This is a genomic window from Sphingomonas sp. (assembly GCF_045810705.1).
In the GTDB taxonomy this organism is placed as follows: Bacteria; Pseudomonadota; Alphaproteobacteria; order Sphingomonadales; family Sphingomonadaceae; genus Sphingomicrobium.
This window is the reverse complement of sequence record NZ_JBJMVI010000014.1, coordinates 1-20,703: the sequence shown is the minus strand read 5'-3', so window position 1 is coordinate 20,703 and position 20,703 is coordinate 1. Positions and strand designations below refer to the sequence as shown.

Genomic DNA, 20,703 nt, shown 5'->3' with positions numbered 1-20,703 from the left:
TCGGCGATTAACCCGCTCAGCCCGCTTCGGTTTCGGCCGCCGGCAGCCCGGCGATCTTGCGCGCGGCGTGGACCAGCTCGACCGGAAGCATGGCGATGATCGTACTGTTGTGCTCGACGCCGATCTCGGTGAGGGTTTGCAGGCGCCTGAGCTCCAGCGCGCCCGGCGATGCGCTGATCGTGTCGGCTGCCTGGGAGAGCTTCGTCGCCGCCTCTTGCTCGCCCTCGGCGCGGATAATCCGCGCGCGCTTTTCGCGGATCGCTTCGGCCTCCTTGGCGATGGCGCGCTGCATCTGCTCGGGAATGTCGACGTCCTTGATCTCCACGGAATCGACTTCGACGCCCCATTTCATCGACGCTTCGCGCAACAGGTCCTGCATCCGCTTGTTGATCGACAGGCGATCCTTCAGCATCTGGTCGAGCTCGCTCTGGCCAATCGCGTCGCGAAGCGCGGTCTCGGCGGCCTGGACCGTGGCGGACATCCAATTCTCCACGGACGTCACCACGTGAACCGCGGAATCGGCGCGGAACCACAGGACCGCGTTGACCCTGACGGCAACGCCATCGCGCGTGATCGTCTCCTGCGTTTCGAGCTGATAGGTGATGGTCCGCATGTCGACGCGAACGACCCGGTCGACGTACGGGATCAGCCAATACCAGCCAGGCCCTTTCATCGGCCCGAGCCGCCCAAGGCGGAACAGCACGCCGCGCTGATATTCCTGATTGATGCCGAAGCTCTTCAATGAGCTGACCAGCAGGAACAGCAGGGCGACACCGAGGACGATGTAGGTGGGGATCATGGTCAGCTCCTGCGGCACGGCAGCCCTTATAGCACCTCGAACAGCCCAGCCGCGCCCATTCCGCCGCCGACGCACATGGTGACGACCACATGCTTCACGCCCCGGCGCTTGCCCTCGATCAGCGCGTGTCCGGTCAGGCGCGCGCCCGACATGCCGTAAGGATGGCCGATCGAGATCGCGCCGCCGTCGACGTTGAGGCGGTCCTCGGGAATGCCGAGCGTGTCGACACAGTAGAGCACCTGGACCGCGAACGCCTCGTTGAGTTCCCACAGGCCGATGTCGTCGACGGTGAGGCCGAAGCGCTTGAGCAGCTTGGGCACGGCGAACACCGGGCCGATGCCCATCTCCTCCGGAGCGGTGCCGGCGACCGCCATGCCCATGTATCGGCCAAGCGGCTCGAGCCCGCGCTTTTCGGCGAGCGAGGCTTCCATCACCACGCTGACCGACGCGCCGTCGCTGAGCTGGCTCGCATTGCCCGCGGTTATGATCTTCTCGGGACCGCGCACCGGATCGAGCCTCGCGAGGTCCTCGAGCGTCGTCTGCGCCCGGTTGCCCTCGTCCTTGGTGAGCGTCACTTCTTTCATCGAGACCTCGCCGGTCTCCTTGTTCTTCACCGCCATGTTCGCGGTGACCGGGATGATCTCGTCGTCGAACCTGCCTTCGGCCTGGGCCTTGGCGGTGCGCTGCTGCGAACGCAGCGCGAATTCGTCGCACCGCTCGCGGCTGATGCCGTAGCGATTGCCGACGATCTCGGCGGTGTCGATCATGGGCATGTAGACGCCGTTGTGCATGCTCAACAGCTCCGGGTCCGGCCCCAGCCGCATCTCTCCGGTCTGGACGAGGCTGATACTTTCTACGCCGCCGGCGACGACGACATCCATGCGGTCGACGATCACCTGCTTTGCGGCCGTGGCGATGGCCATCAGCCCCGACGCGCACTGGCGGTCGATCGACATGCCCGACACCTCGACGGGCAGGCCGGCGCGGAGCGCCGCGGTGCGCCCGATCGTGGTCTGAACGCCCTGCTGTAGCGCCGCGCCCATGATTACGTCGTCGATCTCCGCCGGGTCGAGCCTGGCGCGCTCGACGGCCGCGCGGATCGGGTGCGCGGCGAGCGTCGGCGAGGGCGTCGCGTTGAACGCCCCGCGATAGGCCTTGCCGATGCCCGTCCGGGCCGTCGAAACAATCACCGCGTCGCGCATTCCAGTCTCCTTAGGTGAATATCAGGCCGAGCCAGGCCGCGCTGAGCGCAGGCTTGTCCTCGCCCTCGATCTCGACCGTGACCGTGTGACGAAACAGCCATTGCCCCGGCGCTTTCTCCTCCACCGAGTCAAGCGTGAAGCGGCCGCGAACGCGCTTGCCCGAGCGGACCGGGGCAAGAAAGCGGATGCGGTCGAACCCGTAATTGACCGACATCTTCACCCCTTCGGAGATGAGCATCGCGTCTGCCGCCATTCGCGAGAGGAGCGAGAGCGTGAGGAACCCATGCGCGATCGTGCCCCCGAAGGGCGTCCGCGCGGCGGCGGCAGGATCGACGTGGATGAACTGCCGGTCGTCGGTCGCCTCGGCGAACGCGTCGATCCGCGCCTGATCGATCGTCAACCAGGACGAGACTCCAACCTCGCTGCCGACACGGGCGCGGATCTCATCGAAGCTAGCGATCGGCATGCCCCTATTTGCAGGCGTGTGAATAGGACTGCAATGGGGTGACGCGCCTAAAAGGGCAGCGGCGCGGGCGGCTGGTCGGAGGCGCGGGCGAGCACCAGCTTGGCGGCGCCAAGCCGGTCGATGAGCGCATGCAGGATTGCCGACCGGTTGCCGGCAAGCGCGTCGGCACTCGCCGTCGAATCGTCGTAGACCAGATCGTAAGCGAGCGCGCCCGAACCGGCCCCCACGAGGCCGCAACGAACCAGCTTGCATCCTTTCTGCGCGGAAACAGCTTCCGCGGCAGCGTCGGCCACCTTGCCCACTGCTGCGCCCGACGTATCGCCCCCGACGGCAAGATAGATGGTGATCCGCCGTGCCTTCGCCTGGGCGAGATTATGGATCTCGCGCTCGAGCAGCTTGGTGTTGGCCATGATCAACTGCTCGCCGCTGATCGAACGCAGCCGGGTCGTCTTGAGCCCGATCCGCTCGACCGTGCCGGTGCTCCCGTCGTAGCGGATCGTGTCGCCTTTCTTGAACGGCCGGTCGAACAGGATCGACAGCGCCGCGAACAGGTCTGAGAAGATGCCCTGCGCGGCGAGGCCGATGGCAATGCCGCCGATGCCGAGTCCGGCGACCAGCGCGGTCACGTTCACGCCGACGTTGTCGAGAATCAGGATTCCGGCGATGCTGAACAAAGCGACGCTGACCAGCACGCGGATGATCGCCATAGCGCTCGCGAGCGGCCCCGAGCCATTTTCCTCGGCGACCTTGCGGCCGATCACGCCGAGGATCAGCTCGCGGCCCCAGATCGCGCCCTGGATCGCAAAAGCGATGACGAACAATATGTCGATCAGCCGCGCCGCCTTGTGCGGCAGGTCGGCATAGGTCGCGACCACGTCGGCGGCGGCGAGGACCATGAAGGCAATGCCGGTCCTGGCCAGCACCCGTCCAATCACCGCGCGCCAGCCGGTGCCGAGCGGGTCGCGGCGCACGCTCCGCTCGCCATAGGCGCGAAGGATGAGCATCAGGGCGACGATGACGACGCCGACGACGACGCCGGTCATCAGCCCGTCGCGATTGGCGTCGAACCAGCTGGTCAGATGATCCACCCCCATGGGTGCGTCTTTGGCGGGCACGGCGAGCGCAATCAAGCGGCGGCCTTGCCCGTCTTTCTCACCAGCTTGTTGAGGAATGGAATCAACGCGACCTCGCACGAGGACATCCATTTGCGCGCTCGGGGCCGCTCCAGACCTTTGAGCGGGTCGCGGGGATTGTCCTTCACCGCCGCGATCAGCGCCGGATGGACATAGGCCTTGCGGCTCATCGCGACGGTATTGCCGAGCGCCTCGGCGACCGGCTCGATCATCGTCTTGACGCTGATCCGCGCGTTGTCGGCCTTGTCGAGCATCTGCTCGAACGCCAGGACGGTCGCGCCCCAGGTGCGGAAATGCTTGGCGGTAAAGTCGCCGCCACTGGCCTCGCGGATGTAGTCGTTGACCTCGGTCGAGGTGATCGGGTGCGGGTTTCCATCGCCGTTGACGTACTGGAACAGCGCCTGGCCCGGCAGCTCCTGAAGCTGGCGGACGACCTGGCGAAGTGTACGATCCGTGATCGTCACCTCCTGCTCGATCCCACTCTTCCCCCTGAACCGCATCCTCACCTTGCGGCCGTCATCCTGGACCTGGCGGCTGAGCAGCGTGGTCGCGCCATAGCTCTTGTTCGATTTCGCATATTCCTCGTTGCCGACGCGCAGGTAATCCTCGTCGAGCAGGCGGACGACCGCGGCAACCACCTTGTCCCGACTGAGCTCGCGCTTCCTCAAGTCCCTGTCGACCTTGCGGCGGACCTTCGGCAGCGCCTTGCCGAATTGTGCAAGGCCGGCGAACTTGCTCGCTTCGGCCTGGGCGCGGAACTCCGGATGATAGCGATATTGCTTGCGCCCGCGATCGTCGATTCCGGTCGCCTGGAGATGTCCGTCGGGATCCTTGCAGAACCAGGCGTCTTTATAGGCTGGGGGAAGGGCGATCGCGTTCAGCCGTTCGATCGTGTCGCGCTCCGTGACTCGTTGGTCGCCGTCGTAATAGGCCCAGTAGCGGCCCTTCCGCTTGCGTGTGTAGCCCGGTTCGCTGTCGCTGCTGTGCCTCAACATGGCGCTTCACGCTTCACTCGGGTCATCGGAGCGCATAGACGAGCGGCGGGCGGGCGAGTTCCTGTTATTGCCAAGGAGTTACCCCCATGCCTTTGATTCCCGATTCGCGAATCCTCATCGTCGCCACCGACGGCTTCGAGGAATGGGAGCTGTTCGGTCCGCGCGAGATCCTGCAGAAACGCGGCGCCGAGGTCGTGCTCGCCTCGTTGAAGCTCGATCCGATCCAGGCGACCGTCCACGACGACCCCGGGCGGACAATCCGTCCCGACCTCACCGTCGACGATGCCAATGCCGATGATTTTGACGCGCTCATCCTGCCCGGCGGGGTGCGCAACCCCGATCTTTTGCGCGTGCACGGCAACGTCATCGCATTGATTCGGGCGTTCAACGAGCAGGGCAAACCGATCGGCGCGATCTGCCACGCCCCGTGGCTGCTCGTCGAGGCCGATTTGCTTCGCGGCAGGAAGGCGACGAGCTGGCCCTCGATCCGCACCGACCTGCGCAACGCCGGCGCAACCGTCGTCGATGAGGCCGCGGTCACCGACGGCAATATCGTCACCAGCCGCAAGCCCGACGATGTCGAGGCGTTCACCGCGGCTCTCGTCGACCTGATTGAAGACATGCCAGAGGTCGAAACCATCTCCCATCCGCGCGAGGTTCCCGCCTAACGGACTGGAAACATATTTCCGCTATCAGTTTGCGCGATGGACGCGGGACTGATTCAACGGATCGAGACCGGCGCCGAGCGCGGTGCTTCGGCATTGCTCGCGGCCGCCGTCGCCTACGCCGGATACGGGCTGCTCGGCACGCTCGGCGTTCAGCCCGAGGCCGGCGTCTGTGCGGCGGGGGCGGGGGCGCTGGCTTATCTGCCCTGCCGCCGCCTTATGGAGCACATAGGCTCGCGCCACGCCGGCTTCGATCTGACGGCCTTCGAGCCTGTCGAGCTGGATATGTTCGAGCCCACCGACGAGCTGGTGCTCACCGAAGCGGACCGGCTGCGGCCGCAGGATGAGCTCGTCCTCACCGACGCAGATCGCCTCGATGGTAGCGAGGCGCTCCTGCTCGACGACATTCTCGCCGAGATTGATTCCGACGCACGCGTCGTCCGCCTGTTCGACCGCGCCGCAATGCCTACCCCGGGCCAGCTCCAGTCGCGCATCGCCGGTCACGTCGGGGCATCGCCCGTGGAAGCGCCGGCCGACGCCGCCCAAGCGCTGTCGGATGCGCTTGCCGAACTGAGGCGGTCACTCGGTTAGTCCGCGGAAACGGTCAGGGCCTCGATCGTCACGGTCGTCGATCCGTCCAGCTCGCGTTCGGGCGAGCCGACCACGGCGATGTCCGCAACGATGATTCCCGGAATGCTGAAGTCCGCATCCTCGAGGCCGGCGCACATCCGTTCGGCCAGCGCGAACGAGTCCGGCCGGGCAACGCGCAGCTCGATCTCGTGGCGTTCGCCGGCAAAGGTCAGCGAGCGCCAGTCGACCGACAATATATCGCTGAGTAAAATCCTATCGCGGCTCGCGCCCGCTCGGGCGGTCAGGACTCGAAGCAGTGCGGACGCCGCCGGGGAAATGGCTAGACGGTTCATTGCGCACCGGCTTCGAGATAAGCGAGGACGCGCTCAACGGTTCGCGGCCTCGGGTCGCGACCGTTGCGCAAATCGAAGACAAAGCGCGGGTCGCCGACGGCTTCGCGACCAAAACGGGTAGGAGCAGTCTCATTTCGGCGTAGGAATTTTTCCACTTCTCTGAGCAAATTCACCTGTCGTGTCCTTATAATCCTCGCGACTCGGCTGCGCATACCTCCCAACGCAATTCCTACTTGTCTAGGAATTTTCCTACCACTACTAAGGACGTATTAATGGTGAACGATCCCCGCCTCGTCGTTGAACGGCTGTGCGCCGAGCGCGGCGAGGATTTTGCCGGGCTATCGCGCATGCTCGGGCGCAACCCGGCCTACATCCAGCAATTCGTCCGCCGCGGCGTGCCGAGGAGGCTCGGCGAGGAGGAGCGGCGCAAGCTCGCCCGCTATTTCGCGATCCCCGAAGCTCTGCTCGGCGGTCCACCGGAGGGGGGACGGGCGAATGACGGCCTGATCAGCGTCGACCGTCACCCGGTGACGGTCTCCGCCGGCCCCGGCGCGGTCGTGACCGAGGAACTCGGCAAGCCCTATTTCGCGTTCGACGAGCGCTGGCTGAAAGCCCTCACTCCAACTGCGGCGGCCAATCTGTCGCTGGTCCGGGTCGAAGGCGATTCGATGGCGCCGACGTTGAACGCGGGTGACGACATCCTGGTCGATCTCGGCGACGCGGCGGAGCGGCTGCGCGACGGCATCTACGTGCTTCGGATCGACGATGCCCTGGTCGTCAAGCGCCTGGCGCTCAACCCGATCGCCCGCCGCGTCACGGTCCAGTCCGACAACCCCGCTTATCCCGATTGGCCCGATTGCAGCCTTGGCGAGATCAACTGCATCGGCCGGGTGATTTGGGCCGGCCGCCGGATTCTCTAGCCCGTTCGACCGCGATTCCGGTTTGACTAGTCCTTGATGCCGACCAGCGCCTTGATTTCCTTGAGCGCCTGCTTCCGGTCGTTGGCATAAGCTTCGACGTCCGCCTGGCTTTTGCTGGCGATGTATTTCTTGAGGTCATTACTTTCCACAACAACCTCGTCCGCCGTTCGGATAGCGTCTTGCACGAACTGCGCATCGTCCTTCCTCAAACCGGTGCCGGCCAGCTTGGTCATCTGCTTGCGCATTCCCTGGGTGATGTTGATGTAGGTATCGACGAAGCTCGTAGCTTGCTCGGCGGTGTACGTCTTGGTCCCGACCGCATCGGCCAGCGTACCCACGGCCATGTGAGTGACAAGAAGGGATTCGCCGATCGCGTAGCCGAGAGTGGTGAGCATCACGGTATCATCAGCAACTGGAGCAGGAGCTGCCGCAGCGAGCAACGAAGCCAGAGCGGCCAAAATGATTCTGGAAGTCATAACGCGACTGCCCCCCACCGCTCTGGTGAAGGCTAACTCAGCTTCGAGGTCAAGATCAGCTCCGAGGTTTGCGGTCGATCAGCCACGTGAGCACCGCGAGCGCGATCCCTACTCCGGTGCCGATAAGTATGCCCTTCATGGGATTGCCGATCGCCAGGCCGAGCGGGAACCCGGCGAGGATGCATAAGGTGAGGAAGCAGCCGCCGGCTCGGGTTCGGTCACGCATCGCATGGGGCCCTTGCAGGCCGCCGGCTCGAAAGCCAAGCAATATGGTCAACGCGCCGTTGACGACGATCGTCCGCAGTCGGGAAACGCGAACGCGCTAAACCCTGGGCCATGGACAGCCCTTTCATCCACGGCCGCTCGACGCTCGCCGATGCTGCCGAATTGATCGACCGCTTCGGCGATGACGCCGGCTTCGAGGCGGCGGTGCGCGCCGAGCGCAGCCGCGACGACGGGAATGTCGCGCGCTTTTGCCACTGGCGGCAGATCGAACGGGTGATCGCCACGCTGAGCAGCGACGAGGTCACTGGAACCGTCCACTAAGCCGTTCGAACAGCTACGGAACATACTGGCGCGGTTCAGGTGCGCTGGTTAAGGCTTCGATCTGGATGAGTGGGCGGGGTTTCAAGGTCACAGGCGCACGCCTGCTGTGCGCGGCCGCCGCCTCGGCGTTGCTCCCGACCCCATTGCTCGCGCAGGTCGCGCCCGCTCCGCCGGATGCCGCGGAGCTCGACCCCAACGCGCCGCTCGAGCCGCTGCCCGACCTCGGCGTCGCCTGGCCCGGGCTCGATGCCAAGGACACCGCTCCGCCGTCCGCCACGCCGGCAGCGCCGCAGCGCAAAGGACGTACGGCCGCGGTCACGACCGGCAACATGCGCTACACCGTTCAGGTCGAGGGCCTGGCGCCCGTCGGCAACGCCGAAGAGTTGCTCCGCGGTTTCCGCGCGCAGTCGGCGCTGGAAGCCGAGCGCAAGGATCCGGCCAATGCGGCGCAGATCGGCCGCCGCGCGAGCGCCGACGCCGACCTCCTCACGCAATTGCTTCGCGCCCAGGGCTATTATGATGCCGCCGTCGAGCCGCGGACCGAGAAACTCGGCGATGCGCTGAGCGTCGTCCTTACCGCCGATCCGGGGCCGCAATATCGCTTCGCGTCGGTCGATCTGCCGGGGCTCGATGCGGCAGGGGCGGAGGCAAAGCGGTTGCGCGCGACCTTCGCCGTGAATGCCGGCGACCCGGTGATCGCGGGCGATGTCATCGCTGCCGGCCTCGCGCTCACCACCGCGCTCGGCGAACAAGGCTATGCGCAGGCCAAGCTTGGCGAGCAGGACGTCGAGGTCAACCACCAGACGCACTTGGCAACCCTCACGCTGCCGGTCGATCCAGGCCCGATCGCGCGCTTCGGCGCGATCCGGGTCAGCGGCCGGCCGCCGTTCAGCGCCAGCCATGTCGGCCTGATCGCGCGGTTCAAGCGTGGCGATCCATTTCGGCGCTCCAAGGTCGACGATCTCCGCCGCGCATTGATCGCGACGACCCTCGTCGCCAACGCCGACATCCAGGTCGTGCCGGTCGACGGCGGGCGAACGGTGGACCTCAACGTCCGCCTCGAGCCCGCGCCGTCACACACCATCGCCGGCGAGCTCGGCTACGGAACGGGCCAGGGCGCGCGCATCGAAGCGAGCTGGACCGACCGCAACTTCTTCAATCCCGAAGGAGCGCTGACGCTTCGCGGCATTGCCGGCACGAGCGAGCAATTGCTCGGCGTGCAGGTGCGCCGCTCGAACTTTCTGCAGCGCGACCAGACCTTGAACCTGCAGTTCTCGGCCTCGCACCAGAAGTTCGCGGCCTACACCGCCAAGACGATCGACCTCGCCGGATATATCGAGCGGCAGAGCAACTTCATCTGGCAGAAGCCGTGGACCTGGTCGTACGGCGGCGAGTGGCTCGGGACGATCGAGCGCGGCGTGTTCAGCAGCGTGGGCGTCAAGGACACAAGGCGGTTCCTGATCGCGGCGGTGCCTCTGGCGCTGGGCTATGACGGCAGCGACAGCCTGCTCGACCCGACGCGCGGCTTCCGCCTCAGCGGGCGGCTGAGCCCGGAAATCTCGTTCCACGGCGGGCATTTCAGCTACGGCCGCGCGCAGATCGACGCGAGCGCTTACCACCCGATCTCCGACCACGTCGTTGCCGCCGGCCGGATCCGGCTGGGCACGATCTTCGGTGCCGGCCTGTTCAACATCGCGCCCTCGCGCCGCTTGTACGCCGGGGGTGGCGGTTCGGTGCGGGGTTACGGCTACCAGCAGCTTGGTCCCAAGGACCTGGACGGCGACCCGATCGGCGGCCGCGGGCTTGCCGAATTCGCACTCGAAGCCCGCGTCCGCCTGAACCAGTTCGGCGGCAATTTCGGGGTCGTGCCCTTCTTCGACGGCGGGACATTGACCTCGTCGGCGCGGCCCGATTTCGGCCATTGGCGCTACGCCGCGGGGCTCGGCGCGCGCTATTACTCGAGCTTCGGCCCGATCCGCGTCGACGTCGGCGTGCCGCTCAACCGTCAAAAGGGTGACGGGCCGTTCGCCGTGACCGTTTCGCTCGGCCAGGCCTTCTGATGTCCGAGGCCGCGATCGACAGCCGCACCGACGATCCGTCGCGCCGTCGGCTCCGGCCAGATTGGGGGCGGCGCCTGCTCAACGAGCTGTTCGCGTTGTTCGTCGCGCTCCTGTTCCTGCTCGCCGGCCTCGTAGTGCTGCTCGACAGTGCGCCGGGGCACCGCTTCATCGTCGATCAGCTGAGCCGGTTCGAAACCGCCTCGGGCCTCCGGATCCGCATCGGGCGGATCGACGGCTCGATCTTCGGCAAGTCGCAGCTTCGGAACGTGACGATCGCAGACGGCCGTGGCGTGTTCCTGACGTCGCCCAACATCAAGCTCGACTGGAGCCCCGGCGCGTGGCTCGACAACAAGCTCGATGTCGACAGCCTGACGGCGGAGCGGGCGACGCTGATCCGCCTGCCCAGGCTCAAGCCGACGACCCGCAAGGGGCCGATCCTCCCGGGATTCGACGTCCACATCGGCGACTTCAGGATCGACCGCCTCGACATCGGCGCGCAGGTCAGCGGCAAGCCGCGCAGCGGCAGCGTGCGCGGCAAGGCCGAGGTGCGCAGCGGCCGCGCGCTCGTCGAGCTTGCGGCGCTGATCAACAATGGCGGGGACCGCATCGCCTTCCATCTCGACGCCGAGCCGGACCGCAACAGGTTCGACATCGGCGCGCGCGTCATTGCGCCCGCCGACGGCCTTGTCCCCGCGCTGATTGGAACCAGCCGATCGCTCAGCCTCGCGATCGGCGGCAAGGGCAGCTGGACGCGCTGGCGCGGCACCGCGGCGCTCGACCTGTCCGGCCGTCCGACCGCGCGGATGGCGCTTGGCGTCGATTCCGGCCGTTACCGGCTCCAGGGCCAATGGGCGCCGGCGCAATTCCTCGCCGGCAAGTTCCAGCGCCTGACCGTCCCCCTCGTCACGATCCGCGGCGATGCCACGCTCAAGGATCGTCTGCTCGACGGCCAATTGAGTGCATCCTCGCCCGAGCTGCGCGCGGCCGCCAAGGGCACGCTGGACCTCGGCGGCAACCGCTATCGCGCGCTCCGGCTCGGCATCGACCTCCTCAAACCGCCGGCGCTGTTCACGAACATGACCGGCAAGTCCGTGCGGATGGTGTGGACGCTCGACGGGCCGTTCGCGACCGCCGATTATTCCTACCGGCTGACGTCCGATTTCGTTCAGTTCGACAATAATGGCTTCACCGGCCTGCACGCGGAGGGCCGGGGGCGCCTGACCCCGTGGCCCATGCGCGTTCCGATCAGGCTCGCGGCCAAAGCGATCACGGGCGTCGGCGACGTCGCCGGTGCGATGCTCGCCAACCCCGTGATCGAAGGCTGGCTGGCGATCACGCCCAAACTGGTACGCGGTGACGGGCTCAAGCTCACCAGTGCCAAATGGACCGGCAAGATCTCGCTGCTGATCGACCTCGTCACCGGCCGCTTCGACGTGCTGCTCTCCGGCGCGATGCAGCGCTACCTGATCCCCGGCCTCGGCGTCGTCGACGTCGTCACCGACCTTCATGTCGTTCCCGGCGCGAACAACCACGGATCGCACGTGGTGGGGACGGCGAAGGCTTGGGTGCGGCGGCTCGACAACAGCTTCTTCCGCGAGCTCACCGGCGGCTTGCCGACCCTGACCACCGATCTCGAGCGCGGCAATGACGGGATCGTCCATTTCACCAACATGCAGATCCGCTCGCCGAAGCTTCGGCTGTCGGCTTCGGGCGTGCGGTTCAAGGACGGCACCTTCCACATCACCGGGGTGGGGCGGCAGGCCAAATATGGCGCGGTCAAGCTGGTGCTCGATGGGCATATCGAGCGACCCAAGCTGGACATATTCCTGCCCAGCCCGAACGAGACGCTCGGCATCTCGAACATGCGCCTCGTGCTCGATCCGACGCCTGCCGGATACAATTACCGGGCCAGCGGCGGCTCGCGGCTCGGGCCGTTCACTTCGCTCGGCCAGATCCTGCTGCCCCACGACGCGCCGACGGTCATCGCGGTCGCGAGCCTCGACGCGGGAGGCGCCCATGCAAGCGGCAACCTCCGCTCGGACCCGGGCGGCTTCACCGGCCGGCTGACGCTTGCCAACGGCAGGCTCGGCGGCACGCTCGACTTCTCGCCCGTCGGCCAAGCGCAGCGCATCGATGCCCATGTGACCGCGAATAACGCCAGCTTCCCCGACGCCTTCTCGGTCCGAAGCGGCCGCGCCGACGGCATCATCATCCTCGCCGACGACCGGACGACCGTCGACGGCAGCGTCGATGCGCGGGGGATTTCAGCCGGGGCCGTGACCCTGGCGCGGCTGACCGCCAATGCCAAGCTCGTCAACGGCGCCGGCCAGGTCCGCGCAGCCTTCGCCGGCCGCCGGGGAGCCGCATTCGCTTTCTCCACCCTTGCCGACGTTTCGTCCGACACCATCCGCCTGACCGGCAGCGGCCGCATCGAGCGTCAGCCTTTGGTCCTCAACCAGGCCGCGGTGCTGACCCGCGCCGGGGACGGCTGGGCGTTGGCGCCGACCAGCATCAGCTTCGCCGGCGGCAATGCGACGGTGTCGGGACGGAGCGGTTCGGCCCCCGAGGTGCACGCCCAGCTCGGCGCGATGCCCCTGGAAGTGCTCGACCTGTTCTGGCCCAACCTCAACCTGTCGGGTTCGGCGACCGGACGTCTCGATTATGCGTGGAAGACCAACCGCACCGGCCGTCTCGACCTGAAGGTTCACGGCCTCAGCCGCGCCGGGCTGGTGCTCGCCTCCAAGCCGATCGACGTCGCCATTGCCGCGATCGTCAACGGCGGCCAGGCCGGGCTTCGCGCGGTCGCGGCGAGCGATGGCGCGATCGTCGGCCGCGCCCAGGCGCGCTTCGGCCCGCTCGGCCATGGCCCTCTCGTCGCCGAGCTGATGAACGCGCCGCTGTTCGCGCAGCTCCGCTACGCCGGTCCGGCCGATACGCTGTGGCGGCTGACCGGCAGCGAGGTGATCGACATGTCGGGCCCGCTGGCGGTCGGCGCCGACATTGGCGGACGCGTCGCCGACCCGCAAATCCGCGGTTCTCTGCGCACGCAGGACGGCCGGCTCGAAAGCCAGGTGACCGGCATGGTAATCGACCATGTCGCAAGCCAGGCGCGCTTCTCCGGGTCGCAATTGATCTTCAGCCGGATCACCGGCCAGACGACCGGCGGCGGCAGCGTCACCGGCAACGGCTCGGTCACCTTCTCGGGCGGCAAGACCCTGCTCAACCTGTCGTTCAACGCCAGCCAGGCGCTGCTCCTCAACCGCGACGACGTCGCGGCCCGCGTCACCGGGCCGCTGCAGCTCAAGTCCGACGCGAACGGCGGAGTCATTTCGGGCGACCTCAGGCTCAACAAGGGCCGCTTCCAGCTCGGCCGCGCGACGGCAGCCGCCGCCGTTCCTCAACTCAACGTTCGCGAGATGGGCCTCAACGAGGAGGACGTGATCGAGCCCGCACTGCTCCACCCGTGGCACCTCAACCTGAAGCTTGCTGGAAGCGACCTCCAGGTGACCGGCCTCGGCATCAACAGTCGCTGGACGACCAACCTGCAGATCGGCGGCCTGGCCGACCAGCCGCGCTTCACCGGCCGCGCCGATCTCGTCCAGGGCAATTACGACTTTGCCGGGCGCATCTTCCGCCTCGACCGCGGCGTCATTCGCTTCCGCAACGAGAGCCCGCCCAATCCCTTGCTCGACATCCACGCCGTGGCCGCGGTCCAGGGCCTCGACGCGAGCGTGACCGTCGCGGGAACCGGCCTGACGCCCGAGATCACCTTCGCCAGCTCGCCGCCGATGCCGCAGGACGAGCTCCTGTCACGCATCCTGTTCGGCACATCGATCACCAACCTCTCGGCGCCCGAGGCGCTTCAGCTTGCGTCGGCAGTCGCCGCGTTCCAGTCGGGCAACGGCAGCCTCGACCCGATCAATGCGCTGCGCCGCGCGATCGGGCTCGACCGGCTGCGCGTCGTGCCGGCCGACGTCGCCACGGGCCAAAAGACCGCGATCGGCGCCGGCAAGTACATCACCCGCAAATTGTTCGTCGAGGTCGTGACCGACGGGCAGGGCTATTCGGCGACGCAGGTCGAATATCAGATGACGCGCTGGCTTTCGGTGCTGTCGACCGTCTCGACCATTGGCCGCTCAAGCGCGAGCGTGCGGGTGAGCAAGGATTATTGAGTGCTGAACTCCCCTCCCTGGAAGGGAGGGGTAGGGGGGTGGGTGCGCGAAGCGCGCTTTGCTAAGCTCGCAGTATGTCCCGCCGCGTCGAAATCGGAGTGACTGAACGCGCCCGCACGCTGCGTTCAAACGCGACAAGAGAAGAGCGCAAGGTGTGGGAACTGCTGTCGCGCTATCGCCCCAAGTTCACTCGGCAGTTCCCGATCGGCCCCTACGTTGTCGATTTTGCCTGTCGTCGGGCGAAGCTTGTAGTCGAAATCGATGGCGGGCAGCATGCAGAATCCAGGCGTGATCTGCTGCGGGATCAGTGGCTGGCTGAACAGGGTTGGTCCGTATTTCGCGTCTGGAACAGCGATGTGCGGGAGAATCCAATCGGTGCGGTCGAGGTGATCCTCGCGCGCGCCGCCGAGAGCCTCGGCGGCACCCACCCCGAGCCCCTCCCTTCCAGGGAGGGGAGGACGAGACGACCGATCGCGAGCTAACGTCCGCTTTGGGTGGAAGCGGACATTAATTCGCGAGGCTGACCGCGGTAGACCAACGGCTAAGAAAGCCTCCGCCGAAGCGGAAGACTTTCATTTCGGCGCTTATAGCGGGGGGTTCTCCGGGTTAGAGAAGCCACGGCACGCCGTTCCAGGGATTCCCGGATCGTGAATCATTCCGCCGTCCGAATGCGGAGTTTGCACGATGCCCGGGCCGGTGGGAGTGTCATAGACGAAGGTCATGTTTCCGTTTGCATCGACGCTGACGAGAGTGGTTCCATCCTCTAATCCCGAATAAGCACATATTGAGTTTGCGTGTGCTGGAGCCCCTGTTCGAATTTTTTGGCCAGTCTGGCCAGTCACCTCGCCAGCGAATGCAGAACTACTCATTCCAGTAGTGAGGATCGTAAAGGCGGCCAAGGTGACGAGCTTACGCATGTGTCTCTCCTGTCTTCGGCGACCCGTTGTTGCGGAATCCGCAAATCATACACGCCGCGCCGGCCACGTATCATAAGCCTCGCGGTGGGTCGCTGCGTTTCGCGCGAGCCGCGCAGCGGCGCGGCAATCCGGTTGCGCGGCTGGATTGCTTCGTTACGCTTGGCTGACGGGGAGGGGACATGAAGAACTGGAACGTCCGTAAGACGGTTGTCGCGCGGGAGGACATGCCCGCCGAACACCGGCTCAAGCAATCGCTGTCGTGGCCGCACCTCGTCGCGCTCGGCGTCGGGGCGATCGTCGGCACCGGCATCCTGACGCTGATCGGCGTCGGGGCTGGAAAAGCGGGGCCGGCCGTCATCCTGTCCTTCGCGATCGCCGGCGCGATCTGCGCCTGCGCCGCGCTCGCCTATGCCGAGGTCGCGACCATGATCCCGGCGTCTGGGTCGGCCTATACCTACAGCTATGTCGTGTTCGGCGAGCTGATCGCGTGGATGATCGGGGTCGCTTTGATCCTCGAATATACGTTGGTGGTGAGCGCAGTCGCGGTCGGCTGGTCCGGCTATGCGGCGGGCTTCCTCAATTCGATCGGCCTCGGACTGCCGAATGCGTTGACCCAGGGGCCCGCGCTCGGCGGAATCCTCAACCTCCCGGCGATCTTCATCATCTGGGTGGTCGCGGGGCTGCTGATGGCCGGCACGCGCGAAAGCGCGACCCTCAACGCCATCCTGGTCGCGATCAAGATCGCGGCGCTCGCGCTGTTCATCGCGGTCGCCTTGCCGGTGTTCGATGCCTCGCACTTCCATCCGTTCATGCCGTTCGGCTTTCCCAAGTCGGGGGCATCGGGCAGCGAGGTCGGCGTGATGGCCGCGGCGGCGATCATCTTTTTCGCCTTTTATGGCTTCGACGCGATTGCGACGGCCGCCGAGGAAGCCAAGAACCCCAGCCGCGACCTCGCGATCGGGATCGTCGGGTCGATGGCGGTATGCGTTGCGATCTACATGGCTGTGGCCGCCGTCGCGATTGGTGCGGTCGCCACCACCGGCTTTGCCAACAGCGCCGAGCCGCTGGCGCTGATCCTGCGCGACATCGGCCAGCCCTGGGCGGCGCGGGTGCTCGGCGCTTCGGCGGTGATCGCGCTACCAACGGTGATCCTGGCCTTCTTTTACGGCCAGAGCCGGATTTTCTTCACCGTCGCCCGCGACGGGCTGCTGCCGAGCTCGCTTGCGCGCGTTTCGCGGCGCGGGACGCCGGTCCGCATCACCATTTTCACGGCGATCGTCACCTCGGTATTTGCCGGGCTGATCCCGCTCGCCAGCATCGCCGCTCTGGCCAATGCCGGCACGCTCGCGGCGTTCATCGCGGTGTGCTCGGCGATGCTCGTGCTTCGCCGCCGCGAGCCTGACAGGGAACGCAAGTTCCGCGCGCCTTTGCCCTGGGTTGTCGGATCGGGCGGCATTCTCGGCTGTCTTTACCTGTTCTACAGCCTGCCCAACCGGACGCAGATCTTCTTCCTCGCCGCGCAGGTGATCGGGCTCGTGCTCTATGCGATCTACGGCAGCCGCGCCGCCGAGCGCTCGCGCGCCGCAGGTGCTTAGGGGCACCAGCGACACTCGCCGCCGCCGCCTGCGGAACATCGTCGGCGGTTCGGCCGGCAACCTCGTCGAATGGTTCGACTGGTACGTCTATTCGGCGTTCGCGCTCTATTTCGCGCCGATCTTTTTCCCCAAGGGCGACGCGACTGCCCAGCTGCTGAACACTGCGGCAATCTTCGCCGTCGGCTTCGTTATGCGGCCGATCGGCGCCTGGGCGATGGGCGTTTATTCGGACCGCCGCGGCCGCAAGGCCGGGCTGACGCTCTCGGTCACCCTGATGTGCGTCGGCTCGCTGATGATCGCGCTGGCGCCCGGCTATGCCAACGCCGGCGTGCTTTCTCCCGCGATCCTGCTCCTTGCGCGCATCATTCAGGGCCTCAGCCTCGGAGGCGAATATGGCTCGAGCGCAACCTATTTGTCCGAAATGGCCGACCGCGACCGGCGCGGTTTCTGGTCGAGCTTCCAATATGTGACGATCATCGGCGGCCAGCTTGCCGCGCTCGCGCTGCTCGTCGTGCTCCAGGCGACGATCGGCGAGGCGGCGATGCAGGCTTGGGGCTGGCGCGTCGGGTTCGCCGCGGGTGCGCTGCTCGCCATCGTCGTCTTCTTCATCCGGCGCCGGCTCGATGAGACGCTCAGCTTTGAAAAGCTGATGGTCAAAGCGGACCGGCGGCGTTCGACCGTCTCCAATCTGATGCGCCATCATTCGCGCGAGGTCCTGCTGGTGCTCGCGCTTACCGCCGGCGGCACCGCGGCCTTTTACGCCTACACCATCTACCTGCAGAAATTCCTCGCCAACACGAGCGGGTTCGACCGCGCGACCGCGTCCCGGATTATGACGGTCGCGTTGACCGCCATGCTGTTCCTGCAGCCCGTGGCGGGCCGTATCTCCGACAAGGTCGGACGCAGGCCGCTGATGATCTTCTTTGGCATCGGCGCCGTGCTGTTCACCTATCCGATCTTCACGACCCTCGAGCATGTGCACGACCCGGCGGCGGCATTCGCGCTGGTCATGGCAGCGCTGGTGATCGTCACGGGCTACACCTCGATCAACGCCATCATCAAAGCCGAAATGTTCCCGGTGGAGATCCGGGCTCTCGGGGTCGCGCTGCCCTATGCCATCGCCAATGCGCTGTTCGGCGGGACCGCGGAATATATCGCCTTGTGGCTCAAGGGCATCGGCCACGAACGCTGGTTCTACATCTACATCTCGGCGCTCGCGGCTTGCTCCCTCATCGCTTACGTCCGCATGCGCGAGACCAGGACCGCCAGCCGGATCGAGGAGGACTGATGCCGGACGCCGCACCGGTCCCGCGGAATGGCCGGCTCGATATCTCGATGCTTCTCGCCGTGCTGCTCATCCCGGCGGTGCTGGGTAGCTCGCGGACGATCTTCGACGACGGCGATGTCAGCTGGCACATCGCGACCGGCCAGTGGATCATCGACCACCGCGCAATTCCCCAGACCGATCCATTCTCCTTCACCTGGTACGGCAAGCCGTGGGTCCCGATCGAATGGCTCGCCGAAGTCTTCTATGCCGGGGCGTACCGCCTCGCCGGTTATGGCGGGGTTGCGGCGTTGGTGACCGCCGCGCTGATGATGCTGCATGCGATCGTCTACGTCAATGCCCGGAGATGGGTTCGGGCGGCGCTGCTGCCGATCGTCGCGATGGATTTCGCGCTTGTCCCGATGCTGTTCGCCCGGCCGCACGTCCTTGCCTGGCCACTGCTTGCACTGTGGACCTGGCTGATGCTTCGGGCACGCGAGCAGGACCGCGCGCCGCCGCTCATCGCCGCGCTGCTTATGGTGCTTTGGACAAACCTCCACGGCAGCTTCGTCATCGGCCTGGCGATCGCCGCCGCGTTCGGGCTCGAAGCGCTGGTCGCATCCCCGGACAGGCCGCGCGCGCTTCGCCAGTGGTTGTTGTTCGGCGCGGCCTGCGCAGCGGCCTGCCTGATCAACGGCAACGGGCTGGAAGGTGTGCTTCACCCGCTGCGCATCGCCCAGCTCCACATGCTACCGCTGATCGACGAATGGCAGCCGGCGACCCCCGGGCGCACGCCGTTCTTCTTCGGCGTCCTGGCGGTCACCCTTGCCCTGATCCTGTGGAAGCGGCCGCGTCTGCGCTGGACTCGCTGGCTGCTGCTGGCGGCGCTGCTTGGCCTGGCGCTGCTGCAGGTGCGGCACGAAGCCATGCTGGCGATCGTCGCGGCGATCCTGCTCCCACAGGGATTCGCGCCGCGGGAAGCGCGCGCGCATACGGCCGATGCGCCGTCCGTCTGGGTAGCGGTTGGAGGAGCGGCCATGCTGGTCGCCATCGGTACGATCTTGCCGCTCCAGCCGGCCGACAATGATGCCAATCCTTGGAAGCTGATCGCCGCAATCCCGCCGGAATTACGGTCCGAGCATGTGCTCAACGGCTATTCGATGGGCGGTCCGCTGATCCTTGCCGGCATCCGGCCTTATATCGATGGCCGGGGAGACATGTACGGCGACGACCTGGTCGTCGGCTATTCGAGCATCGCGCACGGCGACGGCCAGGCCTTCGCCGAAGCCGTCCGCCGCTGGGATATTCGGTGGGTCATGCTTCCCAACGACAGCAGGCTCCTCCGGCTGATCGAACGGTCGCCCGAGTGGCGCCTGATCGCCCACGACAAGGCCGGCGCGATCTACGCTCGCCGCTAGCGCTTTATGAAGCCCTCGAAGTCGCCGCGGAGTTGCGGTCGAGGCGCCGTCAGTAAGGGCTTCGGGCAGCCGCGGTGCCGGGCGCATCGAGATGAGTCGGTGGGGTCCCAGCCGCGCTCGGCCATCCTCCGCCAACTTGCGGAAATGTGGAGGGAATATCCGAAATGGAGACGATGCCGATGGGAGGAAAGGGAAGGTGGGAGGGTTCCCCCCATCGGCGTCCCGAAAGACGTAGTTTACGCCTTTTTACGAAGAATAATACATGTCGAATTCAACCGGGCTCGGCGTGGTCTCCCAACGCATGACCTCTTCCCATTTCAACTCTGTGTAAGCGTCGATCTGGTCGTCGCTGAACACGTCGCCGCGAGTGAGGAAAGCGCGGTCGTTCTGCAGGCTGACGAGGGCTTCGCGGAGTGAACCGCAGACGGTCGGGACGTTGACCAGCTCCTGCGGCGGCAGATCGTAGAGGTTCTTGTCCATCGGGTCGCCCGGATGGATCCGGTTCTGGATGCCGTCGAGGCCGGCCATGAGCAGCGCGGAATATGCGAGGTACGGATTGGCGAGCGCGTCGGGGAAGCGGAACTCGACCCGCTTGGCCTTCTCTCCCGCGCCGTAGGGAATGCGGCACGAGGCCGAGCGGTTGCGGCTGGAGTAAGCGAGCAGCACGGGCGCCTCGAACCCCGGGACGAGGCGCTTGTAGCTATTCGTCGTCGGGTTGGTGAACGCATTGAGCGCCCGGGCGTGCTTGATCACGCCGCCGATGAAGTAGAGCGCCATCTCGCTGAGGCCCGCATAGCCGTTGCCCGCGAACAGCGGCTTCTTGCCCTTCCAGATCGACATGTGGGTGTGCATGCCGCTGCCGTTATCCCTGGCGATGGGCTTGGGCATGAAGGTCGCGGTCTTGCCATAGGCGTGCGCGACCATGTGCACGACGTACTTGTAGATCTGCATGCGGTCGGCGGTCTCGACGAGGCTGCCGTAGGTGAGGCCGAGCTCATGCTGCGACGCGGCGACCTCGTGATGGTGCTTGTCCATCGGCAGCCCCATCTCGAGCATCGTCGAGACCATCTCACCGCGGATGTCCATCGTGCTGTCGACCGGCGCCACCGGGAAGTAGCCGAGATTGGAAGTGGGTCTTTTTGGGATTTTGTG

General features: G+C 66.2%; 20 protein-coding genes. 10 read left to right on the top strand and 10 right to left on the bottom strand.

Going from position 1 to position 20,703, the window contains the following annotated elements:
* Window positions 1-16 precede the first annotated feature (16 nt).
* The 5 genes from ACJ8FR_RS07025 to ACJ8FR_RS07005 are packed head-to-tail and all read right to left on the bottom strand — an operon-like array spanning window position 17 to window position 4,595.
* Window positions 17-799 carry a slipin family protein gene (locus ACJ8FR_RS07025; protein ID WP_407827916.1) on the bottom strand — a complete coding sequence of 261 codons (783 nt, stop codon included), beginning with the start codon at window positions 797-799 and terminating at the stop codon, window positions 17-19.
* A gap of 26 nt (window positions 800-825) precedes the next feature.
* Window positions 826-2,001 (bottom strand): acetyl-CoA C-acyltransferase, encoded by a 1,176-nt coding sequence (locus ACJ8FR_RS07020; RefSeq protein WP_407827915.1) that lies wholly within the window; start codon window positions 1,999-2,001, stop codon window positions 826-828.
* Between the two features lie 10 nt (window positions 2,002-2,011).
* Window positions 2,012-2,467: a MaoC family dehydratase gene (locus tag ACJ8FR_RS07015; protein WP_407827914.1), complete on the bottom strand. Its 456-nt coding sequence runs from the start codon at window positions 2,465-2,467 to the stop codon at window positions 2,012-2,014.
* Between the two features lie 47 nt (window positions 2,468-2,514).
* Window positions 2,515-3,561 carry a mechanosensitive ion channel family protein gene (locus tag ACJ8FR_RS07010; RefSeq protein WP_407827913.1) on the bottom strand — a complete coding sequence of 349 codons (1,047 nt, stop codon included), beginning with the start codon at window positions 3,559-3,561 and terminating at the stop codon, window positions 2,515-2,517.
* A gap of 32 nt (window positions 3,562-3,593) precedes the next feature.
* Window positions 3,594-4,595 carry a DNA topoisomerase IB gene (locus ACJ8FR_RS07005; RefSeq protein ID WP_407827912.1) on the bottom strand — a complete coding sequence of 334 codons (1,002 nt, stop codon included), beginning with the start codon at window positions 4,593-4,595 and terminating at the stop codon, window positions 3,594-3,596.
* An 86-nt stretch (window positions 4,596-4,681) separates the two neighbouring features.
* Here ACJ8FR_RS07005 and ACJ8FR_RS07000 point away from each other — a divergent pair, with 86 nt between their 5' ends.
* Window positions 4,682-5,263 carry a DJ-1/PfpI/YhbO family deglycase/protease gene (locus ACJ8FR_RS07000; RefSeq protein ID WP_407827911.1) on the top strand — a complete coding sequence of 194 codons (582 nt, stop codon included), beginning with the start codon at window positions 4,682-4,684 and terminating at the stop codon, window positions 5,261-5,263.
* 36 nt (window positions 5,264-5,299) lie between these two features.
* The gene (locus tag ACJ8FR_RS06995; RefSeq protein WP_407827910.1) at window positions 5,300-5,851 is read left to right on the top strand and encodes a hypothetical protein; all 552 of its coding nucleotides are present in this window, start codon (window positions 5,300-5,302) and stop codon (window positions 5,849-5,851) included.
* Here ACJ8FR_RS06995 and ACJ8FR_RS06990 read toward each other — a convergent pair.
* Window positions 5,848-6,183: a hypothetical protein gene (locus ACJ8FR_RS06990; RefSeq protein WP_407827909.1), complete on the bottom strand. Its 336-nt coding sequence runs from the start codon at window positions 6,181-6,183 to the stop codon at window positions 5,848-5,850. The two genes, ACJ8FR_RS06995 and ACJ8FR_RS06990, sit on opposite strands and share 4 nt — an antisense overlap.
* A gap of 272 nt (window positions 6,184-6,455) precedes the next feature.
* Here ACJ8FR_RS06990 and ACJ8FR_RS06985 point away from each other — a divergent pair, with 272 nt between their 5' ends.
* A complete protein-coding gene (locus ACJ8FR_RS06985) occupies window positions 6,456-7,103 on the top strand; it encodes a helix-turn-helix transcriptional regulator (protein ID WP_407827908.1) in 648 nt (215 codons plus the stop codon).
* Window positions 7,104-7,129: 26 nt separating this feature from the next.
* On the opposite strand, the gene ACJ8FR_RS06980 is transcribed toward ACJ8FR_RS06985, so the two are convergent.
* Together ACJ8FR_RS06980 and ACJ8FR_RS06975 are read right to left on the bottom strand one after the other, a co-directional pair.
* Entirely contained in the window at window positions 7,130-7,579 is a 450-nt protein-coding gene (locus tag ACJ8FR_RS06980; protein WP_407827907.1) for a hypothetical protein, read from the bottom strand.
* Between the two features lie 55 nt (window positions 7,580-7,634).
* The gene (locus ACJ8FR_RS06975; protein ID WP_407827906.1) at window positions 7,635-7,805 is read right to left on the bottom strand and encodes a hypothetical protein; all 171 of its coding nucleotides are present in this window, start codon (window positions 7,803-7,805) and stop codon (window positions 7,635-7,637) included.
* A gap of 110 nt (window positions 7,806-7,915) precedes the next feature.
* Here ACJ8FR_RS06975 and ACJ8FR_RS06970 point away from each other — a divergent pair, with 110 nt between their 5' ends.
* From ACJ8FR_RS06970 to ACJ8FR_RS06955, 4 genes are all read left to right on the top strand, one after another.
* Window positions 7,916-8,125 (top strand): hypothetical protein, encoded by a 210-nt coding sequence (locus ACJ8FR_RS06970; protein WP_407827905.1) that lies wholly within the window; start codon window positions 7,916-7,918, stop codon window positions 8,123-8,125.
* A gap of 65 nt (window positions 8,126-8,190) precedes the next feature.
* Window positions 8,191-10,185, top strand: coding sequence for an autotransporter assembly complex protein TamA (locus tag ACJ8FR_RS06965; RefSeq protein WP_407827904.1), 1,995 nt, complete (start codon window positions 8,191-8,193; stop codon window positions 10,183-10,185).
* Window positions 10,185-14,357 (top strand): translocation/assembly module TamB domain-containing protein, encoded by a 4,173-nt coding sequence (locus tag ACJ8FR_RS06960; protein ID WP_407827903.1) that lies wholly within the window; start codon window positions 10,185-10,187, stop codon window positions 14,355-14,357. Before ACJ8FR_RS06965 ends, ACJ8FR_RS06960 begins: the two co-directional genes overlap by 1 nt.
* A gap of 74 nt (window positions 14,358-14,431) precedes the next feature.
* Window positions 14,432-14,839 (top strand): endonuclease domain-containing protein, encoded by a 408-nt coding sequence (locus ACJ8FR_RS06955; RefSeq protein ID WP_407827902.1) that lies wholly within the window; start codon window positions 14,432-14,434, stop codon window positions 14,837-14,839.
* A 102-nt stretch (window positions 14,840-14,941) separates the two neighbouring features.
* Here ACJ8FR_RS06955 and ACJ8FR_RS06950 read toward each other — a convergent pair whose 3' ends face one another.
* A complete protein-coding gene (locus ACJ8FR_RS06950) occupies window positions 14,942-15,274 on the bottom strand; it encodes a hypothetical protein (RefSeq protein WP_407827901.1) in 333 nt (110 codons plus the stop codon).
* Between the two features lie 179 nt (window positions 15,275-15,453).
* Between ACJ8FR_RS06950 and ACJ8FR_RS06945 the strand changes: the two genes are divergently transcribed.
* Genes ACJ8FR_RS06945 through ACJ8FR_RS06935 form a run of 3 tightly spaced genes read left to right on the top strand, consistent with a single transcriptional unit; the run spans window position 15,454 to window position 19,551 of the window.
* Window positions 15,454-16,869 (top strand): amino acid permease, encoded by a 1,416-nt coding sequence (locus ACJ8FR_RS06945; protein WP_407827900.1) that lies wholly within the window; start codon window positions 15,454-15,456, stop codon window positions 16,867-16,869.
* The gene (locus tag ACJ8FR_RS06940; RefSeq protein WP_407827899.1) at window positions 16,817-18,157 is read left to right on the top strand and encodes an MFS transporter; all 1,341 of its coding nucleotides are present in this window, start codon (window positions 16,817-16,819) and stop codon (window positions 18,155-18,157) included. Before ACJ8FR_RS06945 ends, ACJ8FR_RS06940 begins: the two co-directional genes overlap by 53 nt.
* Window positions 18,157-19,551: a hypothetical protein gene (locus ACJ8FR_RS06935; RefSeq protein WP_407827898.1), complete on the top strand. Its 1,395-nt coding sequence runs from the start codon at window positions 18,157-18,159 to the stop codon at window positions 19,549-19,551. The genes ACJ8FR_RS06940 and ACJ8FR_RS06935 overlap by 1 nt, the downstream gene beginning before the upstream one ends.
* A gap of 246 nt (window positions 19,552-19,797) precedes the next feature.
* Here ACJ8FR_RS06935 and glnA read toward each other — a convergent pair.
* The coding region (gene glnA, locus ACJ8FR_RS06930) for a type I glutamate--ammonia ligase (protein ID WP_407827897.1) at window positions 19,798-20,703 on the bottom strand (906 nt) is incomplete at its 5' end.

What these genes read in the sequence shown, in the direction of transcription:
- ACJ8FR_RS07025 (WP_407827916.1), bottom strand. Translation starts at nt 799, where the DNA reads ATGATCCCCACCTACATCGTCCTCGGTGTCGCCCTGCTGTTCCTGCTG.
- ACJ8FR_RS07020 (WP_407827915.1), bottom strand. Translation starts at nt 2,001, where the DNA reads ATGCGCGACGCGGTGATTGTTTCGACGGCCCGGACGGGCATCGGCAAG.
- ACJ8FR_RS07015 (WP_407827914.1), bottom strand. Translation starts at nt 2,467, where the DNA reads ATGCCGATCGCTAGCTTCGATGAGATCCGCGCCCGTGTCGGCAGCGAG.
- ACJ8FR_RS07010 (WP_407827913.1), bottom strand. Translation starts at nt 3,561, where the DNA reads ATGGGGGTGGATCATCTGACCAGCTGGTTCGACGCCAATCGCGACGGG.
- ACJ8FR_RS07005 (WP_407827912.1), bottom strand. Translation starts at nt 4,595, where the DNA reads ATGTTGAGGCACAGCAGCGACAGCGAACCGGGCTACACACGCAAGCGG.
- ACJ8FR_RS07000 (WP_407827911.1), top strand. Translation starts at nt 4,682, where the DNA reads ATGCCTTTGATTCCCGATTCGCGAATCCTCATCGTCGCCACCGACGGC.
- ACJ8FR_RS06995 (WP_407827910.1), top strand. Translation starts at nt 5,300, where the DNA reads ATGGACGCGGGACTGATTCAACGGATCGAGACCGGCGCCGAGCGCGGT.
- ACJ8FR_RS06990 (WP_407827909.1), bottom strand. Translation starts at nt 6,183, where the DNA reads ATGAACCGTCTAGCCATTTCCCCGGCGGCGTCCGCACTGCTTCGAGTC.
- ACJ8FR_RS06985 (WP_407827908.1), top strand. Translation starts at nt 6,456, where the DNA reads ATGGTGAACGATCCCCGCCTCGTCGTTGAACGGCTGTGCGCCGAGCGC.
- ACJ8FR_RS06980 (WP_407827907.1), bottom strand. Translation starts at nt 7,579, where the DNA reads ATGACTTCCAGAATCATTTTGGCCGCTCTGGCTTCGTTGCTCGCTGCG.
- ACJ8FR_RS06975 (WP_407827906.1), bottom strand. Translation starts at nt 7,805, where the DNA reads ATGCGTGACCGAACCCGAGCCGGCGGCTGCTTCCTCACCTTATGCATC.
- ACJ8FR_RS06970 (WP_407827905.1), top strand. Translation starts at nt 7,916, where the DNA reads ATGGACAGCCCTTTCATCCACGGCCGCTCGACGCTCGCCGATGCTGCC.
- ACJ8FR_RS06965 (WP_407827904.1), top strand. Translation starts at nt 8,191, where the DNA reads ATGAGTGGGCGGGGTTTCAAGGTCACAGGCGCACGCCTGCTGTGCGCG.
- ACJ8FR_RS06960 (WP_407827903.1), top strand. Translation starts at nt 10,185, where the DNA reads ATGTCCGAGGCCGCGATCGACAGCCGCACCGACGATCCGTCGCGCCGT.
- ACJ8FR_RS06955 (WP_407827902.1), top strand. Translation starts at nt 14,432, where the DNA reads ATGTCCCGCCGCGTCGAAATCGGAGTGACTGAACGCGCCCGCACGCTG.
- ACJ8FR_RS06950 (WP_407827901.1), bottom strand. Translation starts at nt 15,274, where the DNA reads ATGCGTAAGCTCGTCACCTTGGCCGCCTTTACGATCCTCACTACTGGA.
- ACJ8FR_RS06945 (WP_407827900.1), top strand. Translation starts at nt 15,454, where the DNA reads ATGAAGAACTGGAACGTCCGTAAGACGGTTGTCGCGCGGGAGGACATG.
- ACJ8FR_RS06940 (WP_407827899.1), top strand. Translation starts at nt 16,817, where the DNA reads ATGCGATCTACGGCAGCCGCGCCGCCGAGCGCTCGCGCGCCGCAGGTG.
- ACJ8FR_RS06935 (WP_407827898.1), top strand. Translation starts at nt 18,157, where the DNA reads ATGCCGGACGCCGCACCGGTCCCGCGGAATGGCCGGCTCGATATCTCG.